This window comes from Achromobacter sp. FW305-C-13 (genome assembly GCF_058783475.1).
The window spans coordinates 132,675-147,235 of the sequence record NZ_JBYSYN010000002.1 but is presented as its reverse complement, the minus strand read 5'-3'; the positions used below and the strand labels follow the sequence as shown (position 1 = coordinate 147,235).

Below are 14,561 nucleotides of genomic sequence, written 5' to 3'. Positions count from 1 at the left end.
GGCGCGAAGTCCCGGCTGCGCGCCCCTGGCCGGCGGACGTTATTCGGCGTCCGCCTCCAGCCGCGCGCCGGCGCGCACGATGCCGCAGCGCTTGTGTGCGCGCATCACCACGCCGACTTCACTATTGAGCACGCCGTCCAGTTCCCCCAGCCGGCGCGTCACGACGTCCCACAGATGCAGGCTGTCGCGGCACAGCACGTGCCAGAACAGCTGCGACGCGCCGCTGGTGCCGAACAGGCAGCGCGTGTTCGGATCCAGCGCCAGATGCGCGGCCAACGCGTCCACCGCTTGTGGGCGCACCTGCACCGAAATCACGGCCTCTACCGGAAACCCCACCAAGGCCGGCTCCACTTCCACGCGGAAACTCAGCGCGCGCCGCTCGACCAGATGCTGCAGCAGACGCTGCGCCGTGGGTTCGCTGACGCTGGCGTGCTCGGCCAGTTCGGCCAGGCTTGCCCGCCCGTCGCGCATCAGATGGGCGACCATGCGTTGTTCGGGTTCCGTCAGCGCAGCCGGTGGCTGCGCCTGCGGCGCTTCCGGGGCAGCGTCCGGCTGGGCCTGGATGCGCCATTGCCCGGCGCGGCGGAACGGGCGCAGCACCAGCCGCGCCTCCACGTGCTCGACGCCGTCGATGGAGGGCAGCACGCGCGTGACCACATCCGGCATGTCGGCAGCATCCGCCAGCGTCAGTTCGGCCATCAGGTCCGCGGTACCGGCCAGGGTGACCACCAACTGGCTGATGTCCAGCCGCGCCAGCTGCTCGGCCACGTCCGGCACGCGGCCCGACCGGCAGCGCACCCAGGCGTGCAGCACCACCCCCTGGCCCATGGCCAGCGGGTCGGGCTCGGCGATGACCCGCAGCGCGTCGGCGTCCATCAGGCGGCGGATGCGGCGCGCGACGGTCCGCTCGGCGATGCCGGTGGCCGCACCCAGTTCGCGCCAGGACGCGCGGGGATCCGACTGCAAGGCAATCAGGCAGGCCAGATCGGTGTCATCGAGCGCTGGCATTAGGGACTTACCCTTACTTGACGTGACCATATCCATTAATCTAACGTTCGCGCATTGATAAAAACACAAAATTAAACGGTCTTTTTGACCAAAAATAAATTCTTATTTTGAGGACGTCATGAGCAGCCCATCCGCGACCTTGCGCAGCAAGCAAGGAGCAAGCGCCGCATCAGCCAGCGCAGCGCCCGTATCCCGCGCCCGCACCATCCTGGCCGGTAGTGTAGGCAATGCAGTCGAATGGTTCGATTGGACCATCTACGCCTCCTTCGCCATCTTCTTCTCCAGCCAGTTCTTCCCGCCTGGAAATGAAACCACCGCGCTCCTGGCCACCTTCGGCATCTTCGCCGTGGGCTTCTTCATGCGTCCGGTGGGCGGCTGGGTCCTGGGCATCTTCTCCGATCGCTACGGCCGCAAGGCCGCGCTCGGCCTGACGATCCTGATGATGGCGGGCGGCTCGCTCATCATCGCCATCACCCCCACCTACGCCACGATCGGCATTGCCGCCCCGCTGCTGCTGACCGGCGCCCGCCTGCTGCAAGGCCTGTCGCTGGGCGGAGAGTATGCCTCGGCCACGACCTTCCTGGCGGAAATGGCCCCGCCGGAAAAGCGCGGCTTCTATTCCAGCTTCGTCTTCTTCAGCGCCGCCGTCGGCATCCTGGCCGCCTCCGCCGTGGGCTGGATCCTGACCTCGACGCTGACCAAAGCGGACATGGCGTCGTGGGGCTGGCGCATTCCCTTCCTGCTGGGCGCCCTGGGCGGCCTGGCCGGCATGTGGATTCGCCGCGCCATCCCGGAAACCGAAGCCTTCTCGCACGCCAAGAAGGCCGGCGTCGAAAAGCAGCCGTTGCGCACGCTGCTGCGTGACCACCCGCGCGAAGTGCTGCGCATCGTGGGCTTTTCCATCCTGACGACCTTCGCGTTCTACATCTTCGTGGCCTACGTCCCCACCTACGCCATCCGCCAGGTGGGCGCCGACCCGAAGACCGCGTTCGCCGCCAACACCGTCGCGCTGATCGTGTTCATGCTGGTCCAGCCGCTGTTCGGCATCCTGTCCGACCGCATCGGCCGCAAGCCGCAGCTGATCTTCTTCGCCGCCGGCTACCTCGTGTTCTTCTACCCGTTGATGACGACGCTGGGCCCGTCCTTCGGTTCGATTCTGGCAGTGGAGCTGTTCGGCCTGGTGCTGTATGCCATGTACACGGCGATCGCCCCGGCCATCATGTCCGAGCAGTTCCCCACCAGCGTGCGCGCCGTCGGCATCGGCACACCCTACAACCTGGTTGTCGCGCTGCTGGGCGGCACCACTCCCTACCTGCTGACCTGGCTGCAAAGCAAGGGCATGGAGCGCTGGTTCTTCTACTACGTGCTGGCAGGCGCCGTGATCACGCTGATCACCTTCATCCGCATGCCCGAGACCAAGGGCCAGACGCTGAAGTAGCGGCCAGGCACCCGTGTAAACGCTTTCCGGCTCCGCAAGGGCCGGAAAGCTTTTTCTTTTTCCATGAGACCCATGCCAGAACAAGACCACACCGACCTGCATTTCCGAGACGCCCGCGAACTTGCCCGCGCCATCCGCCAACGCGAGCTGAGCTCGCGCCAGGTCACCACGCACTTCCTGGACCGCATCGAACGCGCCCCGGCGCTTGCGGCCTATAGCGAAGTCACGGCCGAACGCGCCCTGGCGCAGGCCGACGCGGCGGACCGCCTGCAAGACGCCGGCATTCTCATGGGCCCGCTACACGGCGTGCCGGTGGCGGTAAAGGACAGCATCCAGTGGCAAGGCACGCCAGCCACCGGCGGCTCGCAGACCCGCCGCGGCGTCATCAGCGGAGAGACCTCGGCCGCCGTGCGCGCGTTGGCCGCGCAAGGCATGGTGATCCTGGGCAAGACGCGCATGACCGAATTCGCGTTCGGGCTGTCGGGCCAGAACCCGACCCAGGGCACGGCGCGCAATCCGTGGGACGCCCGCGTCGCGCGTGCGCCGGGTGGGTCCTCGAGCGGATCGGGCGTGGCGGTGGCGGCCGGGCTGGCGCCGATCGCGCTGGGCGGCGACACGGGCGGCTCCGTGCGCGCCCCGGCAGCATTGAACGGCGTGGTGGGCTACAAGCCGTCGACCGGCGTGATCAGCCGGGCCGGCTGCCTGCCCCTGTCAGACACGCTGGACGTGCTGGGCCCCTTGGCCCGCAACGTGGCGGACGCTCGTCTGCTGACGCAACTGCTGGCCGGCCCTGATGTGGACGACGCCACGACCCTGGCGTTACCCGCCGCCTGCTTCACCGCGCTGCGCCACCCTGCCCCGCGCCGGCCAGGCGCAGTCGCCGTGCTGGCCCCCCAGGCCTGGCCCGCGTCGCTGACCGAAGCCGGGCTGCAGGTCTGGCATCAGGCGCAAGCGCGCCTGGAGCAAGCCGGCCTCACCCCCACCGCCTGGCACCCGCCCGCCTCGCTGTCGTTTGCGCGCATGGCGGACGACAACTCGGTGGTGCTGGCCTACGAGGCCTATCGCTACTATGGCGCGCTGGCCGAGAACCCCGCAGCGCCCTTGTGGGACATCGTGCGTGCGCGCATCGCGGCAGGCGGCCGGATATCGCGGGCCGACTACGACGCCGCACTGCGCCGCCGCCAAGCCGACATGGCCGCGTTCGCCAGCGCCATGCAGGGCGTCGACGCCCTGCTGATGCCCGCCTGCGACCAGGGCGCGCAAGCGCTGGACGCCGAAGACGTCCGCCACGTCGGACTGGGCAAGCTGCTGCGCCCCGCCAACTTCCTGGGCGCGGCCGCGATCTCGCTGCCGGCGGGCTTCGACAACGAAGGCATGCCCATCGCCGTCCAGCTGCTGGCCCCCGCCGGTTGCGACGCCGCCCTGCTGGACTGCGCCGCCGCGCTGGAACCCGTGCTGCTGCCCGCGCCGCGCGTGCCGGACCTGTCGGCCTGGGGGCTGTAGGCGCGTCACGCGAAAGCCGTCCCACCCGGCGTAGCCCGGGCGGGGTGCAAGACGAAAAAAAGCCCCTGCGAACCTTCCGCAGGGGCTTTTTCTTTGAAGAACCGGCTTACAGCGCTTTCTTCAGGTCCTGAACCTTGTCCGTGGCTTCCCACGAGAATTCCGGTTCCGAACGGCCGAAGTGGCCGTAGGCGGCGGTCTTCGCGTAGATCGGACGCAGCAGGTCCAGCATGTTCACGATGCCCTTCGGACGCAGGTCGAAGTGCTCGCGAACCAGCTTGGCGATCTCGTGGTCGGGGATGACGCCGGTGCCTTCGGTGTAGACGGTGATGTTGATCGGCTCGGCCACGCCGATGGCGTAGCTGACCTGCACCTGGCACTGGCGCGCCAGGCCGGCGGCCACAATGTTCTTGGCCACGTAGCGCGCGGCGTAGGCGGCCGAACGGTCGACCTTGGACGGATCCTTGCCCGAGAACGCGCCGCCGCCGTGCGGGCATGCGCCGCCGTAGGTGTCGACGATGATCTTGCGGCCGGTCAGGCCGCAATCGCCTTGCGGGCCGCCGATGACGAAGCGGCCAGTCGGGTTGACCAGGAACTTCGTATTCGGGGTGATCAGGCCTTCGGGGAAGCTCGGCTTGATGATGTCTTCAATGACGGCTTCGCGGATGGTCTCTTGCGTGACTTCCGGGGCGTGCTGGGTCGAGAGCACCACGGTATCGACTTCCGCCGGGCGGCCGTCGACATAGCGGAAGGTCACTTGCGACTTGGCGTCCGGACGCAGCCACGGCAGGCGGCCATCCTTGCGCAGTTCGCTCTGGCGCTGCACCAGGCGGTGCGCGTACCAGATCGGGGCCGGCATCAGGTCCGGCGTTTCATCGCACGCGTAGCCGAACATCAGGCCTTGGTCGCCCGCGCCCTGGTTCAGATAGTCTTCCGAGCTGCGGTCCACGCCTTGGGCGATGTCGGGCGATTGCTTGTCGTAAGCAACCAGCACGGCGCAGCCCTTGTAGTCGATCCCGTACTCGGTGTTGTCGTACCCGATGCGGCGGATGGTATCCCGCGCGACCTGGATGTAGTCGACGTTGGCGGTGGTGGTGATTTCACCGGCCAGAACGACCAGGCCCGTGTTGCACAGCGTTTCGGCTGCGACACGCGCGTTGGGGTCCTGCGTGAAGATGGCGTCCAGGATGGAATCGGAAATCTGGTCGGCAACCTTGTCGGGATGCCCTTCAGAGACGGATTCGGAGGTGAAGAGAAAATCGTTATTGGCCACAGATGCGTCCTTAGTGTCCGGCTTGGCCGGCGCATAGGTTCACGAGGCGCGTTGCACCCCGGACTGCATGGCATACGCTAATCTGGGCGCGACGCTTTAGCGGATTCAGCAAAGGCCGCGCATGGCGCCGCACCCTTGCCGTCGCCCCGCAAGTTGTCGGTTAACTCGGCGACTGAGCCCATTTTAAGCGAAAATGCCGTTCTTATGCTTACGCCCGGGGTGTAAACATATTCCCGGAAACCCGGCATCCCCCGGCATGACCGTGCCCGCCCTTCTCCATTTACCGAATGCTGCTTGCCCTGTTCAGACTCTTCGCCGCCTTGCCGCTACCCGTCGCGCACGCCATCGGGCGCCTGGCGGGGCTTGCGGTCTACGCCTGGCCCGGCAAGTACCGCCGCCGGCTCCAGGCCAACGCGGCCCAGGCCGGCTACCCTGGCGCGGCGTTCGCCCGCCAGGCCGCCGCCGAGACCGGCGCCATGATCCTGGAGAACCCCCGGGTCTGGTTCAAGAATGAGCAAAGCCTGGCGCAGGTAGTGTCTGACGACAACGACGTCGTCACGGCCGCCCGCGCTGAAAACCGCGGCATCCTGTTCCTGACGCCCCACCTGGGCTGCTTTGAAATCACCGCCCGCTACCTGGCGCGCCAGATGCCGATGACGGTGATGTTCCGCCCCCCGCGCAAGGACATCCTGGCCCCGCTGCTGGAAACGGCGCGCAACAGCTCGGACGTCAACGCGGTACCGGCCACCATGCAAGGCGTGCGCGAGTTCGTGCGCGCCCTGCGCCGCGGCGAATCCGTCGGCATGCTGCCGGACCAGGCGCCCAGCGTAGGCGACGGCGTGTGGGTCCCGTTTTTCGGCCGCCTGGCCTACACGATGACCCTGCCCAGCAAACTGGCCACGCAAACCAATGTGCCGATCATCCTGACCGCGGGCGAACGCCTGCCCCACGGCCGTGGCTGGCGCATCCACTATGTGCGCGTGCCGGAGCCGCTGCCTGCCGACCCGCAGGCACAAGCCGCCTTGATCAACGCCGCGATGGAAACGCTGATCCGGCGGTGCCCCCAGCAATACCTCTGGAGCTACAACCGCTACAAGACCCCGCGCGGCGCTCCGGCAGCGCCCGATGCTGGCACGGCGCCCCCGGCCGCTCCCTGAAAGCCCCGCCGTCCCAAGTAGCCCGGTCTTACCCCCACTACCCCATGAACGAATCGAAAACGCGCACGCTGGTCACCCTGCTGAAATGGTTCGGCCGCATCAAGCCGTCGACGCGCCAGCGCATCGGCGCTGTCCTGGGTTGGCTGGCCCCCCGCCTGGCCCGGTCCCGCGCCCACATCGTGCGCCGCAATCTGGAACTGTGCTTTCCTGACCAGCCCGCGTCCGTGCGCGAACAATGGGTTGCTGATCACTTCCGGGCGCTGGCGCAATCCATCGTGGACCGCGGCGTGCTCTGGTACGGCACGCCCGAGGCCGTCAAGGACCTGGTCACGCAAACGGGCGCCGACCGCATCAACGCACTGACGGCCCAAGGCCGTGCCGTGATCCTGCTGGCGCCCCACTTCATCGCGCTGGACGCGGCCGCCACGCGCCTGACCATGGAAGTGCCCAGCGCGGCCACCATGTACACCCCGCAGAGCGACCCGCACATCGACGCGGTCGTGGCCGCCGGGCGCGCCCGCTTCAACGAGGTCTTCCTGGTCAGCCGCAAAGACGGCGTGCGCGACCTGATCCGCCACCTGCGCGCCCCGCGCCCGGTGTATTACCTGCCCGACATGGATTTCGGCCGCCAGGGCTCGGTGTTGGTGCCCTTTTTTGGCGTGCCGGCCGCCACGCTGCTGGCCACCGCCCAGCTGGCCCAGAAGTGGAACGCGGCCGTGCTGCCAGTGGTGGGTTTCTGGAACCCGCAGACCGGTCGCTATCACGTGGACGTGCTGCCGCCGCTGGAGGACTTCCCGGGCGAAGACTCGCTGGAAGCCGCCACCGCCCGCCTGAACCGCGAACTGGAATCCTGGGTGCGCCGCTGCCCCAGCCAGTACTACTGGGTGCACCGGCGCTTCAAGACCCGCCCCCCCGGCGAACCGAAAGTCTATTGACCTCCCGGCGCGGGCTGCCCGCACCCCAATAATGGGCGATAATCCAGGCATGAACTGGAACTTCACCAAAATGCATGGCGCGGGCAACGATTTCGTCGTGCTCGACGGGGTCCGCCAGACCATCGACATGACGCCCGAACGGGCGCGCGCCTTGGGCGACCGGCACTTCGGCATCGGCGCCGACCAGATCCTTCTGGTCGAACGCGCCACCCGACCGGACGCCGATTTCCGCTATCGCATTTTCAATTCCGACGGTAGCGAAGTCGAACACTGCGGCAATGGCGCCCGCTGCTTCGTACGCTTCGTGCACGAGCAAGGCCTGTCCGACCGCAATCCGCTGCGCGCCGAAATCGCCACCGGCATCCTCGTCCTGGACGAAGGCGACGACGAACAGGTCACGGTTGAAATGGGCAGCACCCGTTTCGATCCCGCCGCGCTGCCGTTTGACACCGCCGGCCTCGCCTCGCAACGCCAAGGCGAAGACACGCTCTGGGAACTGGAACTGGACGCGCCCGCCGGCGTGCCCGCCAAGGTGCTGCTGTCGGCCGTGGCCATTTCCAATCCCCATGCCGTGCAAGTGGTCGACAACGTCGACACCGCGCCCGTCGCCGTGCAGGGCCCGCTGATCGAAACCCATCCGCGCTTCGCGCGCCGGGTCAACGCGGGCTTCATGCAAGTGGTGGACCGCCACAACATCCGCCTGCGCGTGTTTGAACGCGGGGCGGGCGAAACCCTCGCCTGCGGCACCGGCGCCTGCGCGGCCGTCGCGGCCGGCATCCGCCGCGGCCTGCTGGAATCGCCCGTGCGCGTGCAAACGCGCGGCGGCGTGCTCACTATTGCCTGGAACGGCGAACAGCTGCGCATGACCGGCCCGGCCGAGTCCGTCTTCACGGGGCAGGTCGACATCGACAAGCTCGTCTTCTCCATGGCGCTGAACCGCTGACCCTATGACTGATACCGCATTCACCGCCCAGGACATCGCCGCTTTCCTGCAAGAACACCCCGGCTTCTTCGACGAGCACGCTGACGTCTTCGCCACCATGCAGGTGCCCCATCCGCACGGCTCGCGCGCGATTTCGCTGGGCGAACGCCAGATCCTCACGCTGCGCGAACGCAATCGCGAACTGGAATGGCGCTTGAACGAGCTGGTGCGCAACGCCACCGCCAACGAAAGCATCGGCACGCATGTGGCCAAATGGTGCAGCCGCCTGCTGTCTGAAAACGACGCCCAGCGCGTACCCGGCGAAATCGCCCTGGGGCTGGCTGAACAGTTCGAACTCAACCACGTGGCGCTACGCCTGTGGAACCTGTCCGAGCTGCCCGCCACCGGTTACGGCGAACCCGTCTCGCAAGACGTGCGCACGTTTACCGACAGCCTGAAGACGCCGTATTGCGGCACCGATACCGCGTTCGAAGCCGCGGGTTGGCTGGACAGCACGCCGAAATCGCTGGCGCTGGTGCCCCTGCGCCTGGAAGCCGACGGCGCCGCTGTCGGCCTGCTGGTGTTGGGCTCCGACGACCCCGAGCGCTTCACCCCGGAAATGGGCACGGCATTCCTCGAATCCATCGGCCAACTGGCTTCGGCGGCGCTGCATCGCCTGAATCCGGCGTCGCCGAAGGCGTAAGACAACGCCAGGGCGGGCGGACATGAATTCCACCACGCGCGACGCGCCCCCGCCCGACTCCCCGCCGCCTGTAGCGGGCGGGCAAGCCTTGCCCGATCCGATGGACGCCTGGGTGCGTCATCTGGAAACCAACCGCCGCTATTCTCCCCACACGCTCGACGGCTATCGGCGCGAACTGCACTTCCTGCGCGAACTCGCCGAAAAGGCCCGTCTGCCGCTGGACAAGATCGCCAACGGCCACATCCGCCAGTTCGTCGCGCGCCTGCATGCCCAGGGCCGCGGCCCGCGCAGCCTGGCACGCACGCTGGCGGCCTGGCGCGGCTTCTATCAATGGTGGGCGCCGTCGATCGAACTGGCCGGCAACCCCGTGGCCGGCGTGCGCGCCCCCAAGGCGCCGCGCGGCTTGCCCAAGGCCTTGTCGGTGGAACAGACGCAGGCGCTGCTGGACCGTGCGCCGGCCAAGGTCGCGAACGAGCCCGCCGCGCTGCGCGACCAGGCCATGCTTGAACTGCTGTATTCCAGCGGCCTGCGGCTGTCTGAACTGGTGGGGCTGGATCTGCGCTACACGCGCTCGGCCGACTATGAATCCCGCGGCTGGCTGAAACTGGACGAAGCCGAAGTCGAAGTGCTGGGCAAGGGCGGCAAGCGCCGCTCGGTGCCGGTCGGGCAGGCCGCCGTGGCGGCGCTGCAGAAGTGGATCGACGTGCGGGCCCAACTGGCGCCGCCCGCCCCCCAGCCGGAAGACGCCGCGGCCCTGTTCCTGGGTGCCCGCGGCAAACGTATTTCGCCCCGCGTCGTGCAGCTGCAACTGGCGCGCATCGCGCAAGACGCCGGCCTGCCCACGCATGTGCATCCGCACGTACTGCGCCACAGTTTCGCCAGCCACGTGCTGCAATCGGCGCAGGACCTGCGGGCCGTGCAAGAAATGCTGGGCCACGCCAACATCTCCACGACCCAGGTCTATACCCGGCTGGATTTCCAGCATCTGGCCAAAGCTTACGACCAGGCGCACCCGCGCGCCGGCCGCAAATCCTGAAGACCTAACCGCCTGCCGCCACCATGCCGCCCAGCAGCATGACGCCTAGCAACAGCACCACCAACGCCGCCAACGCTTCCACGCCGTAGCGCAAGCGCGCCGCGCCCGTGCTGGACAGGCGGTGGCCGATACGCGTTGCGGCGCTGCCGGCCGCCACTGCCAGGCAGGCCAGCGCCGCGACGGTCAGGCCCGTGCCCAAGCCCATCGCCAGGGCCGACGCCACGCCGGCCAGGAAGAAGCCTTGCGACAAGGCGAACACCAGCACGATCAACGCGCCGCTGCACGGCCGCAATCCCACCGCCAATACCGCCGATCCCGCGCGACGCCAGTTCAACGGGCCCGCAACCTGATCAGGCGCCGGCACGTGCGCGTGGCCACAACCGCAGTCGTCATCGTGGTGATGGTGATGTGCAGGCGCCGGCGCGGTGGGCGCATGCACGGCAATCGCCCGCAATGCGGCAGCGCCCTTCAGCGCGGGTGCGGCAGGCAAAGGCGCAGCGACGGCCGGCGCCGGCGCGACTTCTTGGCCTGCCCGGCGCCGCAGCAACGGCCGGATCGCCTTCACCCAGACCAGCCATGCGCCCAGCAGCGTCACCAGTGCATAGGACGCCAGCTCCAGCCAACGCGTCGCCTGGTTCATCGTCGCCGCGGTGGCGTTGAACACCAACGCCAGCACCGCCACCATCGCAATCGCAACCAACGCCTGGATCAACGCGGAAGCCAGCGCCAGCAGCGCGCCGTTGCGCGCCGTCTGCCGGTTGGCCAGCACATAGGAAGAGATCACCGCCTTGCCATGCCCGGGCCCCAAGGCGTGGAACACGCCATAGGCGAAAGACAGGCCGATCAGCGCCCAGGCCGCGCCGCCTTCCGCCTGCCAGGCCCGCACTGCGCCCGTCAGCTGACGGTAGAAATGGCTTTGCCAGACCGACACCTGCCCAAAGAAGCTGGCCAGCCATCCCGGCCCGGCCAACCCCGAACCGCTTTCCGGCACGCCAAAGGGATGTGCACCCTGCGCGACGGCCGCGCCCATGCCCCCCAGCAGCACCATAGCCACCGCGAACCGCAGCGCGGCGATCGCGGCGACGCTCGGACGTCGTACTACGGGCACCGCACTTCGATGCGGTGCGTCAGCCCCTTGGTGATGGCGAAAAGCTCGTCGGGCAACGCGTCCGGGTCGGCCGGGATCGCGGCCAGTTGCTGCATGGTCTTCCAATCCAGTTCCTTGGGCTTGCGGTATTCGGACGTGCACGCCGCGGCAGCCGGGCCGCCCAGCGCCACGGCACCTTTTTCATCGAAGGCGTACGCGACGAAATACGTGGGGTCGTAGATATCGACTTGCGCGCCGTCGGCACCCGGCGCCACGGGCGCGGCCAGCGGCAACGTGAACGACAGCGTCAACCGTTTGGTCTTCGCATTCCAATCGACGCGCGCATCGCGCGGAGCTGCGAACGCGGCCATCTTGCCGTCCGCGGTGACCCGGGTGAAATAGTGTGAGATCGGTTCGCCCAGCGCCTTCATCCAGTCATCGGCCATGCCCTTCAAGGTTGCGGCGGGCAAGGAACCGTCCTTGCCCGTCTTCAGGCCTTGCGTGGCATAGGCGCCGAACATCTCGTCAAACAACCAGACCTGGCGGACTGCCGTGATGCGGTGCTGCGCGTCGATATCGATGGTGGCGCGAGCGTCGATCCACATGTGCGGATGCGCGCTGGCGGCGCCCGCCGCCAGCATGGCCGTCACGGCGCTCAGGGTTGCAAGGCCGCGGCAAGCTGACGTACGTTCCATTCAAACATTTCCAGATAGGTGGCGCCGGGCTGTCCGGACTTGGACAGCGCATCGGAATAAAGCGTACCACCCACCTTGGCGCCGGTCTCGCGCGCGATCTGCTGCACCAGCTTGGGGCTGGTGATGTTCTCGACGAAGACGGCCGGCACGCGTTCGCGCTTGACCTGTTCGATGATGGCGGCGACTTCGCCCGCCGACGGCTCAGCATCCGTCGACACACCCATTGCCGAAATGAACGCCACGCCGTAGGCGTCGCCGAAATAGCCGAAGGCGTCATGCGAGGTCACGACCTTGCGCCGCTCGGCGGGAATGGCGGCAAACGTCTTCTTCACATTGGCGTCCAGCGCTTGCAGCTTGGCGATGTAGGCGTTTGCACGCTGGCGGTAGTCGTCGGCATGCGCCGGGTCGGCGGCGGCCAGGCCCTCGGCCACATTGCGCGCATAGATCACGCCATTGGCCAGGTTCTGCCAGGCATGCGGGTCAGCATCGCCGTGATGATGGTGGCCGTCCTCGCGGTCATGCCCGTGTTCGTGGCCGTGTCCGTGGTCATCGTCATGGCCGTGATCGTCGTGCTTGTCCGCATCGCCGTGCCCGGCGAACTTGCGCGGCGTCACGCCCTGCGAGGCCACCACGGTCTTGCCCGCAAAGCCCGAGGCCTTCGTCAGCTTGGGCAGCCAGGTCTCGAAATCCAGGCCGTTCACGAACAGCACCTGCGCGGCGGACAGCTTCTTCGCGTCGCCCGGAGTGGGTTCGTATTCATGGGCATCGCCGTCGGGGCCCACCAGCGTGGTCAGGCTGACGTCGTTGCCACCCACTTCGCGCACGATGTCCCCAAGGATGGAAAAGCTGGCGACCGCCTTCACGGGGTCGGCGGCGTGCGCCGCGCCGAAAACGGCCGACAGGCACAGTCCGGCAACGGCCAACAGGGCGCGGCGGCGCGCCGGCAGAATGGAACGCATAGCGAATCTCCTAGTGAAGTCAGGCCCGGCGCATGCGGCGCGGCGCCCGCAGCAACCCGCCATGCGGGCCGCCAACGATGGAAAACAGGTAACAGGCGCCGGCGGCCAGGATGATCGAGGGCGAGGCCGGCACGTTGTAGTGGTACGAGACCAGCAGCCCGCTGACGGACGCCAGCACGCCAAACGCCGCGGCCAGCGGAATCTGCCGGGCCGCCGAACGCGCCCAGAAGCGGGCAGCGGCCGCGGGCAGCATCATGATCCCGACCACCATCAAGGTGCCCAGCACCTGAAAGCCCGCCACCAGGTTCACGACCACCAGCACCAGGAAGCCCATGTGGACCCAGCCGCCCCCGCCGCCACTGGCGCGCAGGAAGCCGGGGTCCAGGCATTCGGCCACCAGCAGGCGGTAGATCGCCGCCAGCACCAACAAGGTCGCGCTAGCCGTGATGGTCACCAGCAGCAGCGCCGCGTCATCCAGGCCCAGCACCGTGCCGAACAGCACGTGCAGCAGATCCATATTGGAGCCGCGCAACGACACCAGCAGCACACCCAGCCCCAGCGAGATCAGATAGAAAGCCGCAAAACTCGCGTCCTCGCGCAACGGCGTCAATCGCGCCACGAGTCCCGCCAGGAGGGCCACGGCCAGGCCGGTGGCGATGCCGCCCAGCATCATCGCGCCCAACGACAAACCCGACAGCAGAAAGCCGGCCGCGACGCCCGGCAGGATGGCGTGCGACATGGCGTCGCCCATCAGGCTCATGCGCCGCAGCACCAGGAATACGCCCAACGGCGCGGCGCCCAGCGACAAAGCGCTGGCGCCCGCCAGCGCGCGCCGCATGAAGCCGTAATCCAGAAAGGGCGAGACCACCCATTGCGCCAGACTCATGCGTAGGCCCTCGCGTGCCATTGCCGCGCCATCTTCAGATGCGCGTCGTTCAAGGTGTCTTGCGTTGCGCCCCAGGCCACGACCGAGCCGCACAGCAGCAGGCAATCGGGGAAGTGGTCACGCACCAGTTCCAGGTCGTGCAGGACGGCGATCACCGTCCGGCCCTGGCCGTGCAGTCCGCACAGCAACGCCATCAAGTCGTCGGCGGTATGGCTGTCCACGGCTGCGAACGGTTCATCCAGCAGCAGCACCGGCGCATCCTGCATCAGCATCCGCGCAAACAGCGTGCGCTGCATCTGACCACCCGACAGCGTATCCACGCCGCGTCCGGCGGCATCCGCCAGCCCCACCGTTTCCAGCGCATCCATGCAGCGGTCAAGTTCTTCGCCGCCATACCGGCGCCATCCGCCGACTCGGCGCCACGCCCCCATCGCCACCAGATCCAGCACCGTCACGGGGAACGACCGATCCAGTTCAGCCGCCTGCGGCAACCAGGCCAGCTCGGACCGGCCCGCGCCGCTGATGCGCACGCTGCCGGTCATGGGGCGCAACACACCCATGATTCCCTTGATCAACGTCGACTTGCCGGCCCCGTTGGGGCCCACCACCGCCGTCATGCCGCCGGCGGCAAACCGGCCCGACACCGATTTCAACGCCGGATGGCCATGCCAGCCGAACGACGCGTCATCCAATTCGATGTGCACCGGCGTCACGCTCATCGCGGCCACCAATCCAGCGCCCAGCCGGTCAGGGCCCAGAGGGCGGCGGCCGCCACCAGTGCCGCCGCCATGCGGCGCCAGGCGGAAACCAGGAAAGCGGAACGGGGGATGGCGCCTTGCCGGGGCGCGGCGCCGGGCCGGCAAGGCAGAAGCGAGAAGTGAGACATGGGAAAGCGGTGTTCGAAAGGCGGCGGAATTGCGATGCCGCGTGATTTTATTATGTTATATCATAACTAATAAAGC

At 67.8% G+C, this 14,561-nt stretch carries 15 protein-coding genes; 7 read left to right on the top strand and 8 right to left on the bottom strand.

The features are described from left to right. Positions 1-39: 39 nt before the first annotated feature. A complete protein-coding gene (locus tag AC3WMU_RS12190; protein WP_492282407.1) occupies positions 40-1,044 on the bottom strand; it encodes an Lrp/AsnC family transcriptional regulator in 1,005 nt (334 codons plus the stop codon). A gap of 82 nt (positions 1,045-1,126) precedes the next feature. On the opposite strand from AC3WMU_RS12190, the gene AC3WMU_RS12185 reads away from it, so the two are divergent. Together AC3WMU_RS12185 and AC3WMU_RS12180 are read left to right on the top strand one after the other, a co-directional pair. Further along, on the top strand, positions 1,127-2,446 hold the full coding sequence (locus tag AC3WMU_RS12185) for an MFS transporter (RefSeq protein ID WP_006224820.1): 1,320 nt from the start codon (positions 1,127-1,129) through the stop codon (positions 2,444-2,446). A gap of 72 nt (positions 2,447-2,518) precedes the next feature. Further along, the gene (locus AC3WMU_RS12180; RefSeq protein WP_492282406.1) at positions 2,519-3,949 is read left to right on the top strand and encodes an amidase; all 1,431 of its coding nucleotides are present in this window, start codon (positions 2,519-2,521) and stop codon (positions 3,947-3,949) included. A 106-nt stretch (positions 3,950-4,055) separates the two neighbouring features. Here AC3WMU_RS12180 and metK read toward each other — a convergent pair whose 3' ends face one another. Beyond that, the gene (gene metK, locus AC3WMU_RS12175) at positions 4,056-5,219 is read right to left on the bottom strand and encodes a methionine adenosyltransferase (protein ID WP_006224822.1); all 1,164 of its coding nucleotides are present in this window, start codon (positions 5,217-5,219) and stop codon (positions 4,056-4,058) included. 287 nt (positions 5,220-5,506) lie between these two features. Between metK and AC3WMU_RS12170 the strand changes: the two genes are divergently transcribed. The 5 genes from AC3WMU_RS12170 to xerC all read left to right on the top strand — a co-directional run bounded on the left by AC3WMU_RS12170 (position 5,507) and on the right by xerC (position 9,972). After that, a complete protein-coding gene (locus AC3WMU_RS12170; protein ID WP_006224823.1) occupies positions 5,507-6,376 on the top strand; it encodes a lysophospholipid acyltransferase family protein in 870 nt (289 codons plus the stop codon). A gap of 44 nt (positions 6,377-6,420) precedes the next feature. Beyond that, entirely contained in the window at positions 6,421-7,311 is an 891-nt protein-coding gene (locus AC3WMU_RS12165) for a lysophospholipid acyltransferase family protein (RefSeq protein WP_492282405.1), read from the top strand. A gap of 31 nt (positions 7,312-7,342) precedes the next feature. Next, positions 7,343-8,254, top strand: coding sequence for a diaminopimelate epimerase (gene dapF, locus AC3WMU_RS12160; protein ID WP_088588636.1), 912 nt, complete (start codon positions 7,343-7,345; stop codon positions 8,252-8,254). Positions 8,255-8,258: 4 nt separating this feature from the next. Continuing rightward, positions 8,259-8,936 (top strand): DUF484 family protein, encoded by a 678-nt coding sequence (locus tag AC3WMU_RS12155; RefSeq protein ID WP_006224826.1) that lies wholly within the window; start codon positions 8,259-8,261, stop codon positions 8,934-8,936. A 100-nt stretch (positions 8,937-9,036) separates the two neighbouring features. Continuing rightward, entirely contained in the window at positions 9,037-9,972 is a 936-nt protein-coding gene (gene xerC / locus AC3WMU_RS12150; RefSeq protein WP_035213140.1) for a tyrosine recombinase XerC, read from the top strand. Between the two features lie 4 nt (positions 9,973-9,976). Here the strand turns inward: xerC and AC3WMU_RS12145 are convergent, their stop codons facing one another. From AC3WMU_RS12145 to AC3WMU_RS12120, 6 genes are read right to left on the bottom strand one after another with little or no spacing between them, the layout of a single operon-like run. Further along, positions 9,977-11,020: a nickel/cobalt transporter gene (locus AC3WMU_RS12145; protein WP_492282807.1), complete on the bottom strand. Its 1,044-nt coding sequence runs from the start codon at positions 11,018-11,020 to the stop codon at positions 9,977-9,979. A gap of 50 nt (positions 11,021-11,070) precedes the next feature. Continuing rightward, a complete protein-coding gene (locus AC3WMU_RS12140) occupies positions 11,071-11,754 on the bottom strand; it encodes a DUF1007 family protein (protein ID WP_088588635.1) in 684 nt (227 codons plus the stop codon). Beyond that, the gene (locus tag AC3WMU_RS12135; RefSeq protein ID WP_424624623.1) at positions 11,715-12,713 is read right to left on the bottom strand and encodes a metal ABC transporter substrate-binding protein; all 999 of its coding nucleotides are present in this window, start codon (positions 12,711-12,713) and stop codon (positions 11,715-11,717) included. Before AC3WMU_RS12135 ends, AC3WMU_RS12140 begins: the two co-directional genes overlap by 40 nt. Before the next feature lie 19 nt (positions 12,714-12,732). Continuing rightward, on the bottom strand, positions 12,733-13,599 hold the full coding sequence (locus tag AC3WMU_RS12130; protein ID WP_035213094.1) for a metal ABC transporter permease: 867 nt from the start codon (positions 13,597-13,599) through the stop codon (positions 12,733-12,735). Continuing rightward, a complete protein-coding gene (locus tag AC3WMU_RS12125) occupies positions 13,596-14,318 on the bottom strand; it encodes a metal ABC transporter ATP-binding protein (protein WP_280028427.1) in 723 nt (240 codons plus the stop codon). Before AC3WMU_RS12125 ends, AC3WMU_RS12130 begins: the two co-directional genes overlap by 4 nt. Further along, the gene (locus tag AC3WMU_RS12120) at positions 14,315-14,485 is read right to left on the bottom strand and encodes a hypothetical protein (protein WP_492282404.1); all 171 of its coding nucleotides are present in this window, start codon (positions 14,483-14,485) and stop codon (positions 14,315-14,317) included. The genes AC3WMU_RS12125 and AC3WMU_RS12120 overlap by 4 nt, the downstream gene beginning before the upstream one ends. Between the last annotated feature and the right edge of the window lie 76 nt (positions 14,486-14,561).